The following is a 17,286-nucleotide window of genomic DNA, read 5'->3' as shown; positions in this document are numbered from 1 at the left end:
GAGGTCGTGAGCTATGATGAACACTCAAAAAGACAGACATACAATAGAATATGAGATAATTCCTGAGTGCATGTATTCAGATAGTGCAGCAGATTTTGTAAATACTATCCTGATTAAGAAACATCATCTGATACTTGAAATGTACAGCAGGTTAAATGGTAATGTCCCGGGGTATGTATGCCCATATACATCCGATGATTTTGATATTGATGCAATTGTTGTTGGAAATATGGCAGGAATCATGAGGATAACGATGCCAAGGATACTTCAGGCTGGAGATATGGTAAGAATATATATCTGCCATGATGAGGTACTTAGCAGGGCACGATTATATACCGTAAGGATAGATGAGGACTTTGATACATGCTTTATGACCTGGGTAGATGATTCACATTATATAGATCATGGAAAGTTTAAGCTTTCTGAGGCGGATGAAATGAAGACTGTAATGAATTTTTACATGAAATATCTATCAGAGAGTGAGCATGCTTCCGAATAATTCCTTTACTCAAGTTAAACTTGAAATCCGGATTGAAACATAAAGGAGTACTCGCTAGAATTAAGGTGGATTCGGCAATATCATTAAGTCATAAGAAAGAGATCTCTGAAACAAATTAGTAAATCTGTGGAGGAAGCCAATGAGCATAGGATCAAATATCAAGAGTCTTAGAGAAGAACGGAAGCTGACCCAGAATCAGGTAGCGGAGGCTCTGGGGATAACCTTTCAGGCGGTATCATCCTGGGAAAGAGATGAATATAAGCCGGATACGGAGAAGCTGATAAAGCTGGCAGAATTCTTCGATGTTTCGGTTTCTGCTATTGCGGAAGAAAAACGTAACACCTTCAAAACAAAGGAAACATGATATAGCAATGGATAAACTGAGTGTGAAAGAGTATGAGGACCCCTTCAAGGGGTAGCCGGTATTACAAGCGCCCTTTCAAGGGCTGCGACGAGTCAAAGGCGTTAGGGCTTGAACAAAGTGAAAGCCAGCGTCTTTAGGCGCTGGCCGGTAACAGCCCCCTTATAGGGGCGAGCAAACCACCCGTTGGACGGGTGGTGCTGATTGAATTCCCTGTCTTTTAGATGTAAGAGCTTGCTTTTAACGAACCCATAAATATAGAAGGAATCCATTTCAACTCATTCATTATGAGCCAAAATGGATTCCTTCTGAAACATCACTCCAGGCCATTGTCCCGAATAATACTATTTATATCATTTTCTACAGTATTTAGCTTATTAGATATATCATCCAAAACTCTACGTGCCATATTTACCTTCTCCTGAGATTCTTTTCTCGGAGTATCAAGGGTTGCGAGTTCTTTTTCTAATGATTCAATCACTGCCTGCTTTCGCAATATCTCCTCTTGTGCTTTTTTCTTACCAAATATCTTTTTTTGAAGTTTTTCGATTTCACGATTGCTAGCGTCTATTTCATCTTGTATTTTTGTGATTTTACTGTTAATAGAATTTAACTCTTTTTCTAAAGAATTAACCTGACCTTCAGCATCTCTTTTAGAAACCTCAAGGTTATTTTTTAAACCTATTTTTGCTGTATACTCATTATTTATTTCCGGATGTTCTATAAAAAACTGTTCCCGTCTTTCTCTTTTCTCTTTTTCTTTCTGCTCGGCTTCTCTTTTAGCTATATTGTTGTCCCATACATCAAACTGACTTCTAACTCTACTGGTGGCGGTTGATAAACGTCTACTTTGCTCTGAAACACTAGATGGAGCATTAACTTTCTTATAAGCATCCTGATACATCAGCCAAAATGAATTAAATTTTACTCCATTGCTTACATTAAGTGTTCCAGCAGAGCTCATTACACCGGCAATTTCTTTTGTTAAGTCAGTTATCTCTTTTGCGTTATTCTTCACAGAATTACGCTCAGCCACATTTAGACAAGCATAAGACTGCTCATCTAATAAATCGAAAGCAAAAATAAACAATTCACTTACAATGCACATTCTCTCATAGAAATTTTGAGCAGCTGTCGGAGATGAAGTAATACTCTGAAGCCCTCCACTTATTGAAGCTCCTCCAAGAGCACCGGCCCATGTAGATATTTCGGACATCATATTGGATACTTCAACCGCTTTCTTATGCGGATCATCACTTGAGATGGCCATTACTTTTTTGGCATTTACTACGCCTCCGATAACCTCCTGCGCATGAAAATCCATCAGATTACCTTTCCACCAACCGTATGATATACCCTTACGATAGATTGAATGATAGTTATTAACATCTATTTCCTGCGCTTTGCAATAATAATTATAAGCTTCCTGCCAATTACTAGCTTTAAAGGCAGAATCAGCCATTTGAAGGTAAGTGTCAAGTTTTCCAGAATCATCTATAGAAACCTGCCCACAAACTTCAACCATCATTTTTCTAGCTTCTTCTACAGAGTACTTTGTTCCACAGGATTGACAAACGTAAAGCCCCTCCTGTTTAACAAGATCTCCACTTCCACACATCTCACATACAAGCTTTTTCATTCCTTTACAACAACCTCCGCCGCTTATCTAAATTATTAAAATGTATAAACTATGTATTCATTTACTCATGAATGCATAAAAAAGACCTAGAATATTATAAAGTAGTGGTTTGCTTCTTTTCAATAATATGTTTGGTATCTATAGAGGGACGCCGCTTAAGATATATGAGGGGTGTCAACCAACCTTTTCATGCAAAAAGCCAATGGTCTGATTTTCTCGGAATTTTATTTGAAAAAAATATTAAATTTTACCAAAATAAAGACTCAAAACCTTGAAAGGCACGGCAAATACTGTACTATTAATATAGTAGAATTCCTATTGGTATCTAAGCGGGACGCTGCTTTAGGATATAAAGTCTGTTAAACAGACTTTCCTTTCACACGTTGACCGAAACCGGAGGACTGTCCCGTCTTCCGGTTTCAATCTTTATGTGGTTCTCATCCTGTATTCCACTTATAATATACATATATTGTTTTAACGCATTATAGAGGTTTCACATATGGAGACAAATCCGCCCCTGCCAACATATCCTTTTCCCCTGAACTTTTACCGGGAATTGTGTTACGAAATGAATATCGAACCTCCGGAAACACTGTCTGAGGACGAAGCCAAGGGCCTGGAATACCTTATAGGCTTTATAAAGTATGATGAATACATGAGCATCCTTATTGAGCGCTTCCAATATGGCAGAGCTTTTAAGAATATTGCCAAGAATCGGGGCTACAACCACTCAAAAGCTTATGCTGTCATGCGTAAAGATCTCACAAGACTGGTAGAATCCTACTATATTGGGCTGATATTTGGATATGAGAAATATGTGATGAATACTTCTTTTGAGGACATCCACCTGTCAAGGAAGGCTATTCGTACCATCATGCGCAACGATATCAATACTATTAATGATATCCGCAAAGCAGGAAGATCTAAGATTAAGGCTCTCCGCTCTATGGGCGAAGAAACCTACAACGAAATCATCTTTAAGACCTGGTTCCTTTGGGACTCCGAATGTCAAGTAAAACTCAGCCCGCAGCACCGCAACAATATCACTGCTGCGCTGACTGAGAAGGGATGGAAGGGGAAGGAGATTAAGGGATTCTTGGAATTTGTTGAGGATAACTATTAGAAAATTGTTCTTATTTCTAAGATATTTTTTAAAAGAACGATTCCTGTTATTTTGCACACATGAGTAAATGAATATATAATACTATATATCAGAAAAACAATCATATTATTGGTATGCAGAGGAAAAAATGAACACATATAACGACTACCATCTAGGCTTTAAAGAACATAATCAAAAAATGATTGAGAGTACCTATAAAAATGAAATGAAGGGAAACAATAAAAGAACACTTGTATTCTCATATGATGATGATGGCGATTGTGTAAACGCCGGTTCTAGAACCGAAGATAATAAAGATATTATTGAAATCAACACAAAAGTCTTACTCGAAATATATAGTATGGCATATACCTTATTCTCACAACCAGTTTTTCTTCCAAATATTGGAAATGCAAATAACGAAAGCCCTGCTTTAATTAGAGCTACATATAATAAAAGCATTGATAAGATACTTCTCACGGGAGAACCCAAAGATGAAAAGCGCGGAGTATTAGCACGATATTTAGGTTTTTCTGGATGCCAATTCATTTTATTGCATGAACTCGGTCATATATTAAATGGGCATACTGAGTTAATGACGTCTCTCGGTCTAGCTGAAAATGGTTTTAACATGATAGCAAAAGCTATACTTGATCAAAAAATAGATTGCTATACCGGATATAGCTTAGATAGACGTACACTAGAGATGGATGCAGACGCATTTGCATATTCTACTACATTTCAAGAAATCCTTGCCATGTTCAGTGATAAGGATGACTTTTATATCAACCATCTAAGTAATCCCATAGACATTTTCTTTTTGTATGGTGTCATGCATATGCTCGTATTTTTATATTTAGAATACGAATTCCCTATTGCTTATGATAAGAAAAACACATATCTTCCTAATTCCTGCAGATATGCTTTAGGTTTTGGTATCTTTGAAAAAATACTACAAGATAATGGCTTCACTCAAGGATACATTAATATTATTCTTCCCAGAATTCTTGGTGGTGGAAAAATCGCTTCCAAGTTCTTTAATATGATATATCATACGGATTACAATTTTTTAGAAATGGCTGTTCATGACAATAATCTTAAAGAATATGTTGACGAAGTAAATACTCATTGGGAAAAAGAAATGAAAAGAAGACTCAAAAAATACCGCATAACTAAACTATTTAATGAGGAAGATAATTAATGATCATTGGTTATTTTAAAAAGAAATATGGCAGATTTGCATTTAGGCCGCAATACAAGATAGCAAATATGATGTGGAATTTCCACAAATATGATGATGACGACAAGCCCTCTGTCCCGCATGGTCATTCATTGGACGGAAAGTATAAGCTCAGCATTTGGGATGGTACTGTCTATGAAATTAAGGACAAAAAGCTAATAAAAGTTGGAACTGCCAAAAAAGCAGATATGAAATCTTTAAACAAAGACAAAAAATTCACAACATTTGTCAAAGAAGAACGCGAATGGTACGGGCAAGAGCATCCATACAAGCCTCTTCCTTCACTTAAAAAAGGTCTTTGGTCTACTTGGAAAAATGATGACCTTGGATTCTCCGGGTATAAACCCCAAAATAATTTTACTATTTGTATTCCCGTAAAAATTAAAGCAAGCAAAGGGGCAACTCTATAGAACGTCCCTTTGCTATGCTAATTAAGCAATTATTCTTTTAGTTTATCCTTAGCTCTCCACTCCTTAATTTTGCCATTTATTTTTCTTCTCAAAATGATTTTTGGTACATGTTATAGGGAAACGCTACTTCTGACAAGGTTTTAAGTGCTGTACACTAAAGCACATGGCTATTTAAAACGCCGTGTTTATGCGAGGCTTTTGTTAAGAAAAATATTTTGACTACAACGAGTTTGTTGTCAGAAACAATACTGTAAACAAAAGCAGTTGGAATCCTTGTAAAAGGGTAGTAGCAGCCTTAAGATTAATATGTGATATCAAGGATTGGTCACAAAATGGAAACACAAATACTGGATAATAGTAGAGGAAACCATGTCTGACAGCAGATATTCAACCATATTCATAAACTATGATAGAGCGGATCATAACATACTTACAACACAGCTTAAGATGCTAAAGGAAAGATTCCGTTCATATGTGGTACTCATTATGACTTCAGATGATGACAGGGATTTTCTTGATAAGAACAGTTTTCTTTTTGAGGAAGTGATATATCCGGAAAAAAGAGACGTCACAGATTATGTGCTTGAGTTTTGCAGTCAAAAGCATATAGATACGGTCGATGCCCTGTACATAGGAAAGCTTGCAGACAATTCCCTCCGCCTTAAGGAATCCGGGTTCGAAATTAAGGATCCATATCAAATGGTGGAATCATATAAAAATGCAATAAAAATGCTCAGAGCATGATAAGCCTATAGTAAAATAATAGGAGATTAGGTATGAGCATATCAGAGAATGATTGGAAACTATTTAAGAACTCTCTTCCTTATTGGCAAGAAAGATATATGGGGAAGCTTGTTGAGGAATATAAGGAAATCCTAAACAGCGATAAGCTCCCGTCTGATAAATACTGGGCACTTGAAGGGCGCCTAAAGGCTGACAAGAGAAATCCCGGAGTTGTGATTACAGATATCAGCAGATCAAATTTTTACGACCATCTCGTATCTCTCTTAAGGTACAAGGTCATAACCATGGATGAACTTAAGGATTTTAGTGATGATACAAATGACATAACAAAACGTATGCTAGGTTGAGGAAGATGGGATGACGGAGAATACTTATTCAAATATCCTTGTATGCTTTGGAGATGCTGACAGGGATATCATTACAAAGCAGATCCGTATGCTGAAGGAAAGATTTCACTCCAGCGTGGTACTTATCATTACTTCCGATGAGGATATAAAGTCGCTTGACGCACACAGCGAGGTATTTGACGAAACTCTGGCATTGGATGCAAATAGTAGCCTTATGGAAGCTGTTATTGAATACTGCAAAGAAAAACACCTTCCTGAAAATGAGACTACTCTTATCGCAGAGATTTCTGATTCAGAGCAGTTACAGAATACACAAATGCAGGTAAAAAGCCCCGGAGCTATGACAGAATCCTATAAGAAGGCACTGGAAATGCTGGGGAGTATGTTAAAACCAAGGATGTGAAAATGTGGAAGATAAAACATATATTTGATGGAGATTTTGGCTGTGAAGAGCTTATGCCGGGTAAGGAACCAAAGCTCTCCATAACGCTGATATCAGATGATGGAAAAGTAAAGTATGTCCAGGCAACAAACAGTTGGCTCACGGAAAAAGGACTTGATGTTGGTTCCATATGGCCTGAAGTTTAGAGGGGGATAAATTAAAATGGGCAGATTAAAAGAGTTAAGAAGATTTGTAGATGAGGTATTAAACAGGATGGAAGATCCTGATAAGAGGACAAGTGCAATTGCACATCTGTATGGTGTTTCGCTTTCTGCAACAATTCTGGCTAATAAAAGGGGATTGGACCCGGAAATAGCAGCCATGGCAGCAATGCTTCATGATCTTCATGCCTATAAGAGTGGTTCCTATGATGACCATGCACACCTTGGGGCTGAGCTGGCAAGGAAAGTATTGAACGAACTGAAGCTTACTTCTCCGGAGGAGACAGATGCCATCTGTTCTGCAATTTATCATCATGATGACAAGCTGGTTGTGGATTCTCCGATGGATGAGCTTTTGAAGGATGCAGATGTTATGGATCATTGCTTTAAGGATATATCGAAACCAGTAAAGGAGAAGGAGCAGGAGAGGTTCTCCAGGTTATGTGAAGAATTTGGAATGAATTAAGGGAAAAACATGTCACAAATCGTTTTCAATTTGTTCACATGGGATTAAGGAAGAGTTAAGGAATTAAAGATATCATATATCTATCAAGAGAGATAAATCTTGTGTAATACTTAAAAATAACTTTTTCATAACTGCAGTCTGGCATGAGCCAGGCTGCATCCTCCCTAAAAATACAGCTGCGATGAGCAGCTTTTTTTCATAGATGTAATTGTAGTGATAACAGAAAAAGAGTTTTAATCAGAAATGGAGTAATACTAATCGGTTATGGAGCAGGAGTTTATGAATAACAAAAAGGAAGCAGCAAGAAAAAAATCCCTTGGTGAACTTGGAGAGTTATTTGCAATAAAAGCATTAGTAGATGCTGAGTATGACAGGATCAGAAATCTTAATGATGTACATATGAATGAAGCATTTGCAGATATTTACTGTGAAAAAGACGGTAAAAAATACGTTATTAGTGTCAAAGCAAGAAATAAATATCAGCTTAATGGGAAGATAAATAACCGCTATAATCTGGGAACAAATGCTTATGAAAAGGCTGCCGTAACAGCAAAGAAGTATGATGCTGAGCCATACTGGATGGCAATACAGTTTGATGAACATTCATATTCAGTGTATATGGGCGCTCTTTCCTGTCTTGAAGGGGCAAGAGCCATTCCGATTGATAAATGCGAAAAAGGACTTATAGGGGAAGTGATGGTCCATGATAAGAGACATTATTTTGATTTCGACTTCTATAAAAATTCATGAATAGAAATGTAAAGTGTTATGGGAATTATGTATGAAAGCGTGCTGTAAGCAGATAAATCCTCTGCAAATTAAGGATAAAACAAAATAGGTTGACTATGAAAGTAAACCATAGTATATTGATAATGTACCAAGGCGATCAAGAAATTTGGTCGCTAAAAATTTACAGTCTAGGTTTACTTTTAAAATCAACCAACGGAGAGAGGAAAATGAATAATTTAAAAGAACTCAGAAAAAAATATGGAATTACAGCATCAGAGATTGCTGAAAAGCTTGGCGTATCAAAGCAGGCAGTTAGTGCCTGGGAAAGAGGAGTCAAGGAGATACCCCAGGAGAGGCTGGAGGAACTTGCCAAAATCTTTGAAATTGAACCTGTTACATTTAAGCATCTTATTGGAACAGATGATATAAAAGAATTAAACAAGGAAAGGGAAAAGCGCCTGATGCAGTATGCAGGTAAAATGAATAGCTTCCCTTTTGAAGAACTCTATAAGCAGATGAAGTATTCGCAAAGCAACATAGAAAGGGCAATACATAAAAGCTTTGATGGACCGAGTGATGCTACTCTTAGTAAGCAGATTAAGTATGTTGAACGGGGCATTTCCCTTTATGGTGAATTCAATATGCTGATTCATCTTTTGCATGAAATGCCATACGAAGAACAGACTCTATATTTTAGCAGAATTATGGAAGCAGTAATAGGTATGCAAAGTGCTATGGGACGGGATATAGATCCCAAAAGGTACAAAGAAAACAAGCCTTTGCTCATCGGTTATAAGAATATAAAAGATATAAGTGATGTGTTCACTGAAAAGATCGATGAATCCAAAAAGGAATTTGAAGAATATAAAACACATGTAGATTATCTGTATGAGGCTATGTTAGATAAATCAGCAGAAGAGCAGGATATGGCAGAGGAGTGAAAAGCAGAACGAAAATGGAGTTAACAATTTCGGGCTGCGAGTTCACTAATTCACGCATGAGCACCGCCTGCAGATTGTCTGAATACCAATTCCCTTATTTGGTCTAAATGCTGTGGTATCAAATTGCTAGTATTTGTAAGGACAAGGACTAAAGCCACCGCCTGAGCGGTTCCTTGACAGATATCATCAAGACCAAACAAGGGATGTGCTATTCCGCGAATTGGTGGTTCCCAAAGCAAATTCAAAGGTGCTCACGCCAATTAGCACCGGTGCTATTATTAATAATCAATAATATGAATCGTGATAAGTTTCAAAATCATATAATCTTCTTAAATTTAATCAGATAGTTCATAAAATCTTTCATCTAATATTGTATATTCATCTGCCTTGCCTATCCCTGTTTTTCAGGAAAGGAGGGATTTCCAGTGTTAAAGGACGAACTTGTGACCGGATTTCCCTTTGGGGTTGTGGCTGAACACCCGCAGCAGAATCGACTCTTTTTAGAATATCAAGATTCACTTCTGTTTCCGAAACTGTATTTTGAGGAACTGGCTTTGGTGTTGGAAGAGGTACTGTCTTAGTTGTTTGAGGCATTGCTTGTGTTGGCTGGGGTACAGGTGGCTTTGCGGCAACAGCTGATTTGACCTGTTTCATACCGGTTGCTATCAGGGTAACTACCACCTCAGATGAGGCAGAATCACTGCCAACAGTTCCCCAGAAGATATTTACATTTTCTCCTGCCTGGTCACGGATATAAGCAACGGCCTTGTTAAGAGCAACAATATCAATCTTTCCACTGGTATTTAGGAGGATATTGGATGCCCCTGTAATGTTTGTTTCCAGAAGAGGGGAACACATGGCTTTTTCAACGGCATCTATTATGGTTTCTTCTTCCCCGGCAATACCAATACCAAATAGTCCATAGCCTTTATCCTTCAGAGTTGACTTAAGATCATTGAAATCAAGGTTGATGGTGCCGTGGTTGAAGATGATATTAGTCATTCCTTCGATTGTATATTTGAGTACAGAATCGGCTAAGGTAAAGGCTTCGTCCATATAGAATGGCTTATCAGTAATGGTAAGAAGTTTGTCATTGGGTATTACAAGCAGGGTATCAACATTCTGCTCAAGCTTCTTAAGCCCTGTCTGTGCAGCTAAGACCCTGGGCTGGCTCTCAAATGAAAAGGGCATTGTTACTACTGCAACCGTGAGGATATTCAGACTTTTGCATATTTGGGCAACAACAGGGATAGCTCCTGTGCCAGTTCCGCCACCCATTCCGCAGGTAAGGATTACCATATTTGCATCCTCTACAAGATTGGAAATTTCTTCTTCACTCTCTTTCGCAGAGGATTCACCGATAACCGGATCTCCACCTGCACCATAACCCTGAGTGAGCTTTGAACCAAGCTGCAGACGTTTATTTGCAGGGCATCTATCGAGTGTCATGGAATCAGTATTGAGAGCAGCATATTCAACATATTCAGATGCATCGGATACCATGCGTGTTACTGCGTTATTACCGCCGCCACCAATACCGATTACCATTACCTTGGGCATTTTTTCATTACCTTTTGCTTTTACTTCCAACATCTTTTTTCCTCCGAAATTTGCATCTGTGCAAATCAATAATTTATAAATTTGCATTTATGCAAGTTGTATTATGTTTTTGAATATAGCGTTTATGCAAATGCTTGTCAACATAAAATTTGCATTTATGCAAGTTATGATGTAATATATAGTAAGTGAGGTAATAGCATATGCAAATTGGAGAACGACTGAAAAAAAGAAGAAAAGAACTGGGATTATCTGCTGAAAATATTGCGGAACAGCTTGGTGTTTCTTATACGACTGTATACAGATATGAGGCATCAAGCATAACAAAGATCCCTGTTGCTACATTCGATAAACTATGTAAGATTCTGGGAGTCACTCCTGCGGAACTGATGGGGAATTCCGAAGAAGTGTCTGAAGAGGATGACGAGCTTTCTAAGCTTCCGAACCACTTTGAGAATCCCCAGGAGGCAATAGAATTTATTTTAAAAACACCAACTTTGGCCGCTTTTGGAGGATATGACCCTGATCAGATGGATGAGGATACTATTGTCGAGTTTGCCAATGAGTTACTTGGACATCTTAAGGTTATGAGTCACAGATATCAGAAAAAGGGGGCATCGGGGGATGAGAAAAGAAGAAATAGTTGAGTTTGCTACAGGATTGAAGAAGACGTATAACACTTCAGATCCTTATGAACTTGCTAGAATATTTGGGATAAGAGTAGAAGAAAATATTCCTTGCATGAAGTGGTTTAAGGCACAGGCAGTTAAGTTTAAGGGATATGCTCCATACATTGTTATAAACAGAGATTATGACGAGCGTTCCAGAAGAATCATGTGTGCTCACGAACTCGGACATATCTTTTTACATGATGATACACTGAACAATTTTGCTAATGTTGGAGGCAAGATCAACATGGAAGCAGAGTATGAGGCGAATCTTTTCGTACTTGCATTATTTGAAGATCAGGAAAATCTTAACATGAATATGGCGGAGATTCCTTCGTATCTGGTACATTCAATCATCGAAAAGAGCATAGAACAGAAATAAAGTGAATGCTAAGAGCTGGTCAATGATGACCGGCTCTTTTTAATTTAGAAACAGAAGCTCTTTTATGGATATATATTTACGTTAATAAGAATAATTTTATCCAGTATTTACATGGTTTTAATTTCTATTTGGAATAATAGAATTAAAAGTATAAGCCTTAAACAAAGCAGAAGCACTTGTAAACTCATACATAAATGATTAAATCTGGTAACTCCAGAAATAAAGGAGATGGATTATATGATTATTAAAATGACATGTCCAAAATGCGGAGAAGAGATGACATTGGATTTAACAAAAGGTTTTAGCTTTTGTAGTAATTGTGGTGAAAAGGTATTTTTGGGAAGTTCATCGGAGACTTCCCAGAATAGTATGCCTATGTCGAGTCAGTATCAACTGGGAACTACATACGGACAACATCCAGGATATTATAATGCTACTGTACAAATGGCGGCTGTGAATCCTGTTCTTAAGTCAAAAGCTCTTGAATTTGTTTCGTCTCCTGTTGCTTTGATCTATGCCATTTTACAGGGGACGCTTGTCATTTTACTTTTAATATTAGCGTTTTATGAACATATTTTATGGGCTATGATTTTTCTAATGATACCGGCAATAGTAGCCACTGTTGAGGCATGGGTAACATTTGGAACAGCAAAATGGGGAAAAACAGGTGTTAAAACTGAAGGGATAACGGTTGGAAAGGTTTTTTCTGTTATATACATGGCTATAACAGCATTGTTCATTTTTGCCGATGTCATAGGTGCAATAATATGGTCCGCTATATGTAGCTGGGCTGGCAGTGAAGTTAGTAAATTACTTATATATATTTTTGGAACGGATTTTGGAGCAAAGGATGGACAATTATTTGCGACAAATCTAGGAATGGTACTGTTTTTGGTTTCTCTTGCACCGCTGATATTTTGGATAGTTTTGCAGGTTTTGTTGAATAAATGCAGAGACAATCTAATCAAAGCTTTCGATGGATATTCTAATTCTGAGATAAAAACAATATTTCCAGCGGTACTTTTGTTCTTTTATGCACTTTCTCCCTTAGCCTTGGGTATTCTGCTTATGAGCCAAAAGGTGTATTTATTAGGAGGCGTGACTTTGCTTCATGCGGGTATTTTTGCATATGCAGCGGTATTGTTAATAATGCTTGAAAACAAGTTAAGAAAATAGAATCCATAAACATATGGAAGGTAAATAAGGAGCAAGAAGTCATTTATGATCAATAAAGAACTGTTATCAAAAGCACTAGAAGCATATAAGCAGAGCTTTTCTACAAGATGGCCAGAGGAAAAGTATAAATGGGAAGCTATCAAGTGGTTCCAGGAGCACTGGGACATCAATGCAGATAATTTCTCGGAGATGTTCTGGAATGCAACCGAAAAAACCATTAATCTGCTTACTTCAGCAAGAAACTTTCCCCGGGGCATGATAAAAGGCTACGCCGAAAAGAAACCTGAGGTCATACGGGGGATGTTCCTGGATCTCTTTGATGAAACAAAAGATACTGGTGAGCGCATTGTCAAATTCCAGAGCGAGGCAGATGCACTTTGTGAAGAACTGTCCCCAGGTAAACAGCATTTCCAGAGACCAATGGCCATTTCTGTCTACTTATGGCTAATGTATCCGGATAAACATGATATTTTCAAATATTCTGTATGCAAAAAGACAGTTCAGTACCTTGAGAGTGATTTTGTGCCCAAAATGGGACATACAACTCAAAATATAGTTGGAAATACACAGCTTATAAATGAGCTGATGTCTGCATTGCAAAGTGATAATGAACTTGTGACAATGTACGAAAACAGTCTTGATGATAACTGCTATCATCCTGAGAGTTTGAGAACGCTTGCTCAGGATTTCTCGTTTTTTATTGCCATCCATTTGGCAGATAAACCAGACCAGGATATTTGGCATGCCGCAGACTACAATCCTGGTATAAGCATGGATGAGTGGATCAAAATACTGGGGGATAAGACACTTGCCTATGAATCTACGCTGGAAATGCTTGCAAGGATGAAGGATTATGGCGGACAGGCGACATGTACGCAGCTTTCTACCAAATACGGAGAGACTCCCAATTTCTATAATATCAATGCTACTTCCTTTGCAAAAAGGCTTATTGATAAGACAGATTATGTCAAGAATTATAACCCCGAGATAGGTCGCTGGCCTGTATTGTTTATAGGAAAAGATGCAAGTAGCGATGATGAAGGTGCTTTTATATGGAAACTCAGAGATGAACTTGATCAGGCACTTGATAAGATAGACTTATCAGAAGTAAGACTATATGCAGATTCAGATGAAGAAGAAGTTAATTACTGGTGGCTGAATGCAAATCCCAAAATCTGGAGTTTTAGCGACCTTGCAGTAGGGGAAGAGCAGGGCTACTCCCTATATAACGATAATGGTAATAAACGCAGGGTATTTCAGAATTTCCTAGATGCCAAGGAAGGGGATCTGGTTATTGGCTATGAATCGACTCCTGTAAAAAAGGTTGTTTCACTTGCAAAAGTATCTCGCGCCAATGATGGAGAACAGCTCTACTTTGAAAAGACAGAAGGCCTTGGTACGCCAATAGATTATCAGATTCTTCATGATATTCCTGAGCTGGAAAAGATGGAGTATTTCCAAAGCCCCCAGGGAAGCCTCTTTAAGCTAACCAAGGGTGAGTATGATCTGATCATGGACATGATCCGTGATGAAAATCCTCTTCCGGAAAATGAGGAAAGCCTTAGAAAATACACAAAAGAAGACTTTATCAGTGAGGTTTATATAAGTGAAGAAAGATATGAGAGCCTAAAGGCACTTCTTCTTAATAAGCAGAACATAATCCTGCAGGGTGCTCCGGGTGTGGGAAAGACTTTCGCAGCCAAAAGGCTCGCTTATTCCATAATGGGTGTAATGGATGAAAACAGGATAGAATTCGTGCAGTTCCATCAGAATTATTCCTATGAGGACTTTATCATGGGATATAAACCAGATGGTGAGGGCTTTGAGCTAAAGAATGGCATATTCTATAGATTCTGCCAAAAAGCTGCCAATAATCCGGATGTACCTTATTTCTTCATAATAGATGAGATTAACCGCGGAAATATGAGTAAGATCTTCGGTGAACTGCTTATGCTCATAGAGAAGGATTACCGGGGAACAAAGGCTACGCTTGCTTATAATGGCTTATCGTTCTCTGTTCCAAAGAATCTCTACATAATAGGAATGATGAATACGGCTGACAGGAGTCTTGCCATGATCGACTATGCCCTTCGCAGGAGATTCAGCTTTTATTCAGTGGAACCCGGCTTTGAAACAGAAGGTTTCAGAAAATATCTAGCAGAGCTTAATGATGACACATTGTATGCACTGATTGACGTGGTAATCAGCCTTAATAAAGCAATCACTGAAGATCCATCGCTAGGAAAGGGCTTCTGTATTGGACACAGCTATTTCTGCGGTCAGAAAAAAACTGATGTGGATGAGCTGGACGGCTGGATGAATTCGGTCGTTGAGTATGACATTATTCCTATGCTTGAAGAATACTGGTTTGATGAACCTGACAAGATAAGGCTTTGGAGAAGCAGACTGCAGGGAGTATTTAATTCATAATGACTAAGGACAAAGGAATTCTTATAAAAAACATATACTACATGCTCACATACGCGTTCCAGATCCTCAGACAGTCGAATTATGATGACATAGCAGCGGAGGACTTTGTAAATATACACGATATGTTTGCAGCAATACTGGGAAAAGGAGTTGCACAGCAGTTAAAGCATGGACTGTATAGGGAGTATATTCTTAAGAATGATACTCTTACCACAATGCGCGGAAAACTCGACCTTAATGAGACCTTCAAGAACAAAATGCAGAAAAAAAGGGTCCTTACCTGTGAATTTGACGAATTATCCGTGAACAATCTCATGAACCAGATTCTGAAGACTACCATGACCTTGCTCATAAGGCAGAGAACTGTAAAGAAAGAGAACAGGGCTTTATTAAAGAAGAATCTGTTGTTTTTTGATGATGTCGCGTACATTGCCCCGGAACTTATCAGATGGGACAGGATAAGATATCAGAGGAACAACCAAAGTTACCGCATGCTTCTTAATGTCAGCAGACTGGTACTTGAAGGGTTACTTTTATCTACTGAAAAGGGCAATGTAAAAATGGCAGCTTTTCTCGATGATCAGCGTATGAGCCATTTATATGAAAAATTCATATTGGAGTATTACAGGTATCACCATCCGGAACTCCACGCTAACCCTGATCAGATCAAATGGAACCTTGATGACGATAATGACATGTGGCTGCCGAGCATGATATCCGATATTACTCTAAAAAAGGGCGACCTTACTCTTATAGTGGATGCGAAGTATTATAGAAAACAAATGCAGGATAATTACAATGTTCAGTCATTCAGAAATGCTAACCTGTATCAGATTTTTACTTATGTAAAGAATCTTGATAAGGAGAATACCGGCATGGTCTCAGGAATGCTCCTGTATGCAAAAACGGATGAGGAATTCCAACCCAAGAACAGATTCAGTATGGGCGGTAATAGTATTGCAGTGGATTCGCTTGATCTGAATCTGCCATTCAGCGATATTTCTGGACAGCTTGAAAAAATTGTAAGTGACTACTTCCCAAGGGAAGCAGTATCCATTTGATAATATGGAGAGCCTATAATGTTGACATTTACAGATATATTAATCAAGGAAAAAATCGATCCCGCTAAAACCAAGCTAATACGTCATTCATTAACGGACAAAAACTTTAAAGAGTGCTATGACTGTCAAAAAGTCTATGAGTACACTTGTCATCAGAAAAATGGTTTCAGCAAAGGATATGAGTACTGGGCAGTGTTCATAAGCGGTAAGGGGACAAAAGCTAAGTTTTACGCTATTTATAAAGTCAATGGTTTTATTCCTGATGACAAATCCAATAGGCCAGAAGGATTACCTAAACTTGAGGCCTCATATTATAATGGCGAAAATGCAATATATGATCTTGAACACATAGATAGCCTTGCTGCATATGAAGATAGACTTACGATCGAGTGGGGAAATTCAGCAAGGATGTGGCATCAAAAAGGAACAACAGAGAAAGAAATAATAAGCATTCAGGCTGACAAAAAGAAGGTGTTTTCCGGATTTGAAGATCTCATAGTTACTTATGATGAGCTCAAAGAGATTATTGAAGATGGAGTAACATATGAAGAGTGGCATACAGCATTGTCTTCTGTATATGCTATTTACCTTATTGTTGATACTGAAACCGGCAAACAATACGTAGGCTCAGCTTATGGCGATGAAGGGGGTCTTCTTGGCAGGTGGGAGTGCTATGTTAGAACCACCCATGGTAATAACAAGCTCATGAAAGAGCTAATTTGTAATTATCCTGACCGATATCATAAGTTCCAGTTTTCTATATTACAGATACTTCCAAAGACATTATCTGCAGATGAAGTAATTAAAGCAGAAACGCGGTATAAGCAGAAAATGAGAAGCTATGAGCCTAACGGTATGAATGCAAACTGATATATCAAAATTTGTGATTTTTTAAGTAGGAGAATTATTTTTTCTGAAGATAAAGAAGGGT

General features: G+C 38.0%; 20 protein-coding genes and 1 pseudogene. 19 read left to right on the top strand and 2 right to left on the bottom strand.

The window, feature by feature from the left end; all coding sequences use genetic code 11:
- The first annotated feature begins 13 nt into the window (after positions 1–13).
- The 3 genes and pseudogenes from G602_RS0106240 to G602_RS30170 form a co-directional block, all read left to right on the top strand.
- Complete coding sequence (locus G602_RS0106240) at positions 14–499, top strand: hypothetical protein (RefSeq protein WP_026658217.1); 486 nt, start codon at positions 14–16, stop codon at positions 497–499.
- Between the two features lie 139 nt (positions 500–638).
- A complete protein-coding gene (locus tag G602_RS0106235) occupies positions 639–863 on the top strand; it encodes a helix-turn-helix domain-containing protein (protein WP_044931258.1) in 225 nt (74 codons plus the stop codon).
- A pseudogene (locus G602_RS30170) lies at positions 847–918 on the top strand (IS200/IS605 family transposase); the annotation flags it as partial. The gene G602_RS0106235 and the pseudogene G602_RS30170, both read left to right, overlap by 17 nt.
- A 258-nt stretch (positions 919–1,176) precedes the next feature.
- Here the strand turns inward: G602_RS30170 and G602_RS0106230 are convergent.
- Positions 1,177–2,499: a TFIIB-type zinc finger domain-containing protein gene (locus G602_RS0106230; protein WP_026658215.1), complete on the bottom strand. Its 1,323-nt coding sequence runs from the start codon at positions 2,497–2,499 to the stop codon at positions 1,177–1,179.
- A 568-nt stretch (positions 2,500–3,067) separates the two neighbouring features.
- Between G602_RS0106230 and G602_RS0106220 the strand changes: the two genes are divergently transcribed.
- From G602_RS0106220 to G602_RS28640, 10 genes are all read left to right on the top strand, one after another.
- Positions 3,068–3,622: a DNA-directed RNA polymerase subunit alpha C-terminal domain-containing protein gene (locus G602_RS0106220; RefSeq protein ID WP_196808602.1), complete on the top strand. Its 555-nt coding sequence runs from the start codon at positions 3,068–3,070 to the stop codon at positions 3,620–3,622.
- Between the two features lie 127 nt (positions 3,623–3,749).
- A complete protein-coding gene (locus G602_RS0106215; RefSeq protein WP_026658212.1) occupies positions 3,750–4,802 on the top strand; it encodes a hypothetical protein in 1,053 nt (350 codons plus the stop codon).
- The gene (locus tag G602_RS0106210; protein WP_026658211.1) at positions 4,802–5,251 is read left to right on the top strand and encodes a hypothetical protein; all 450 of its coding nucleotides are present in this window, start codon (positions 4,802–4,804) and stop codon (positions 5,249–5,251) included. Before G602_RS0106215 ends, G602_RS0106210 begins: the two co-directional genes overlap by 1 nt.
- Before the next feature lie 369 nt (positions 5,252–5,620).
- Positions 5,621–5,995 carry a hypothetical protein gene (locus G602_RS0106205; protein WP_026658210.1) on the top strand — a complete coding sequence of 125 codons (375 nt, stop codon included), beginning with the start codon at positions 5,621–5,623 and terminating at the stop codon, positions 5,993–5,995.
- Between the two features lie 32 nt (positions 5,996–6,027).
- A complete protein-coding gene (locus G602_RS0106200; RefSeq protein WP_026658209.1) occupies positions 6,028–6,342 on the top strand; it encodes a hypothetical protein in 315 nt (104 codons plus the stop codon).
- A gap of 10 nt (positions 6,343–6,352) precedes the next feature.
- Positions 6,353–6,745 (top strand): hypothetical protein, encoded by a 393-nt coding sequence (locus G602_RS0106195; RefSeq protein WP_026658208.1) that lies wholly within the window; start codon positions 6,353–6,355, stop codon positions 6,743–6,745.
- Between the two features lie 2 nt (positions 6,746–6,747).
- On the top strand, positions 6,748–6,930 hold the full coding sequence (locus G602_RS0106190; RefSeq protein ID WP_026658207.1) for a hypothetical protein: 183 nt from the start codon (positions 6,748–6,750) through the stop codon (positions 6,928–6,930).
- A gap of 16 nt (positions 6,931–6,946) precedes the next feature.
- The gene (locus tag G602_RS0106185) at positions 6,947–7,411 is read left to right on the top strand and encodes an HD domain-containing protein (protein WP_026658205.1); all 465 of its coding nucleotides are present in this window, start codon (positions 6,947–6,949) and stop codon (positions 7,409–7,411) included.
- A gap of 279 nt (positions 7,412–7,690) precedes the next feature.
- On the top strand, positions 7,691–8,161 hold the full coding sequence (locus G602_RS0106180; protein WP_196808601.1) for a hypothetical protein: 471 nt from the start codon (positions 7,691–7,693) through the stop codon (positions 8,159–8,161).
- A 206-nt stretch (positions 8,162–8,367) separates the two neighbouring features.
- Positions 8,368–9,081: a helix-turn-helix domain-containing protein gene (locus G602_RS28640; protein ID WP_049945083.1), complete on the top strand. Its 714-nt coding sequence runs from the start codon at positions 8,368–8,370 to the stop codon at positions 9,079–9,081.
- A 378-nt stretch (positions 9,082–9,459) separates the two neighbouring features.
- Here G602_RS28640 and ftsZ read toward each other — a convergent pair whose 3' ends face one another.
- Entirely contained in the window at positions 9,460–10,674 is a 1,215-nt protein-coding gene (ftsZ, locus tag G602_RS0106170) for a cell division protein FtsZ (RefSeq protein ID WP_026658203.1), read from the bottom strand.
- A gap of 167 nt (positions 10,675–10,841) precedes the next feature.
- On the opposite strand from ftsZ, the gene G602_RS28635 reads away from it, so the two are divergent.
- From G602_RS28635 to G602_RS0106140, 6 genes are all read left to right on the top strand, one after another.
- Complete coding sequence (locus G602_RS28635; RefSeq protein WP_026658202.1) at positions 10,842–11,285, top strand: helix-turn-helix domain-containing protein; 444 nt, start codon at positions 10,842–10,844, stop codon at positions 11,283–11,285.
- Complete coding sequence (locus G602_RS0106160; RefSeq protein ID WP_026658201.1) at positions 11,263–11,688, top strand: ImmA/IrrE family metallo-endopeptidase; 426 nt, start codon at positions 11,263–11,265, stop codon at positions 11,686–11,688. Before G602_RS28635 ends, G602_RS0106160 begins: the two co-directional genes overlap by 23 nt.
- 237 nt (positions 11,689–11,925) lie before the next feature.
- Positions 11,926–12,864 carry a zinc ribbon domain-containing protein gene (locus tag G602_RS0106155; RefSeq protein WP_026658200.1) on the top strand — a complete coding sequence of 313 codons (939 nt, stop codon included), beginning with the start codon at positions 11,926–11,928 and terminating at the stop codon, positions 12,862–12,864.
- Positions 12,865–12,909: 45 nt separating this feature from the next.
- Positions 12,910–15,294: an AAA family ATPase gene (locus G602_RS0106150; RefSeq protein ID WP_026658198.1), complete on the top strand. Its 2,385-nt coding sequence runs from the start codon at positions 12,910–12,912 to the stop codon at positions 15,292–15,294.
- Positions 15,294–16,355 carry a 5-methylcytosine-specific restriction endonuclease system specificity protein McrC gene (gene mcrC / locus G602_RS0106145; protein ID WP_026658197.1) on the top strand — a complete coding sequence of 354 codons (1,062 nt, stop codon included), beginning with the start codon at positions 15,294–15,296 and terminating at the stop codon, positions 16,353–16,355. The genes G602_RS0106150 and mcrC overlap by 1 nt, the downstream gene beginning before the upstream one ends.
- 18 nt (positions 16,356–16,373) lie before the next feature.
- Positions 16,374–17,225: a GIY-YIG nuclease family protein gene (locus G602_RS0106140; protein ID WP_044931254.1), complete on the top strand. Its 852-nt coding sequence runs from the start codon at positions 16,374–16,376 to the stop codon at positions 17,223–17,225.
- Positions 17,226–17,286 lie beyond the last annotated feature (61 nt).

Origin of the sequence: Butyrivibrio sp. AC2005 (genome assembly GCF_000424145.1) — a bacterium.
Taxonomy (GTDB): Bacteria; Bacillota; Clostridia; order Lachnospirales; family Lachnospiraceae; genus Butyrivibrio.
This window is presented reverse-complemented; position numbering and strand designations above follow the sequence as displayed.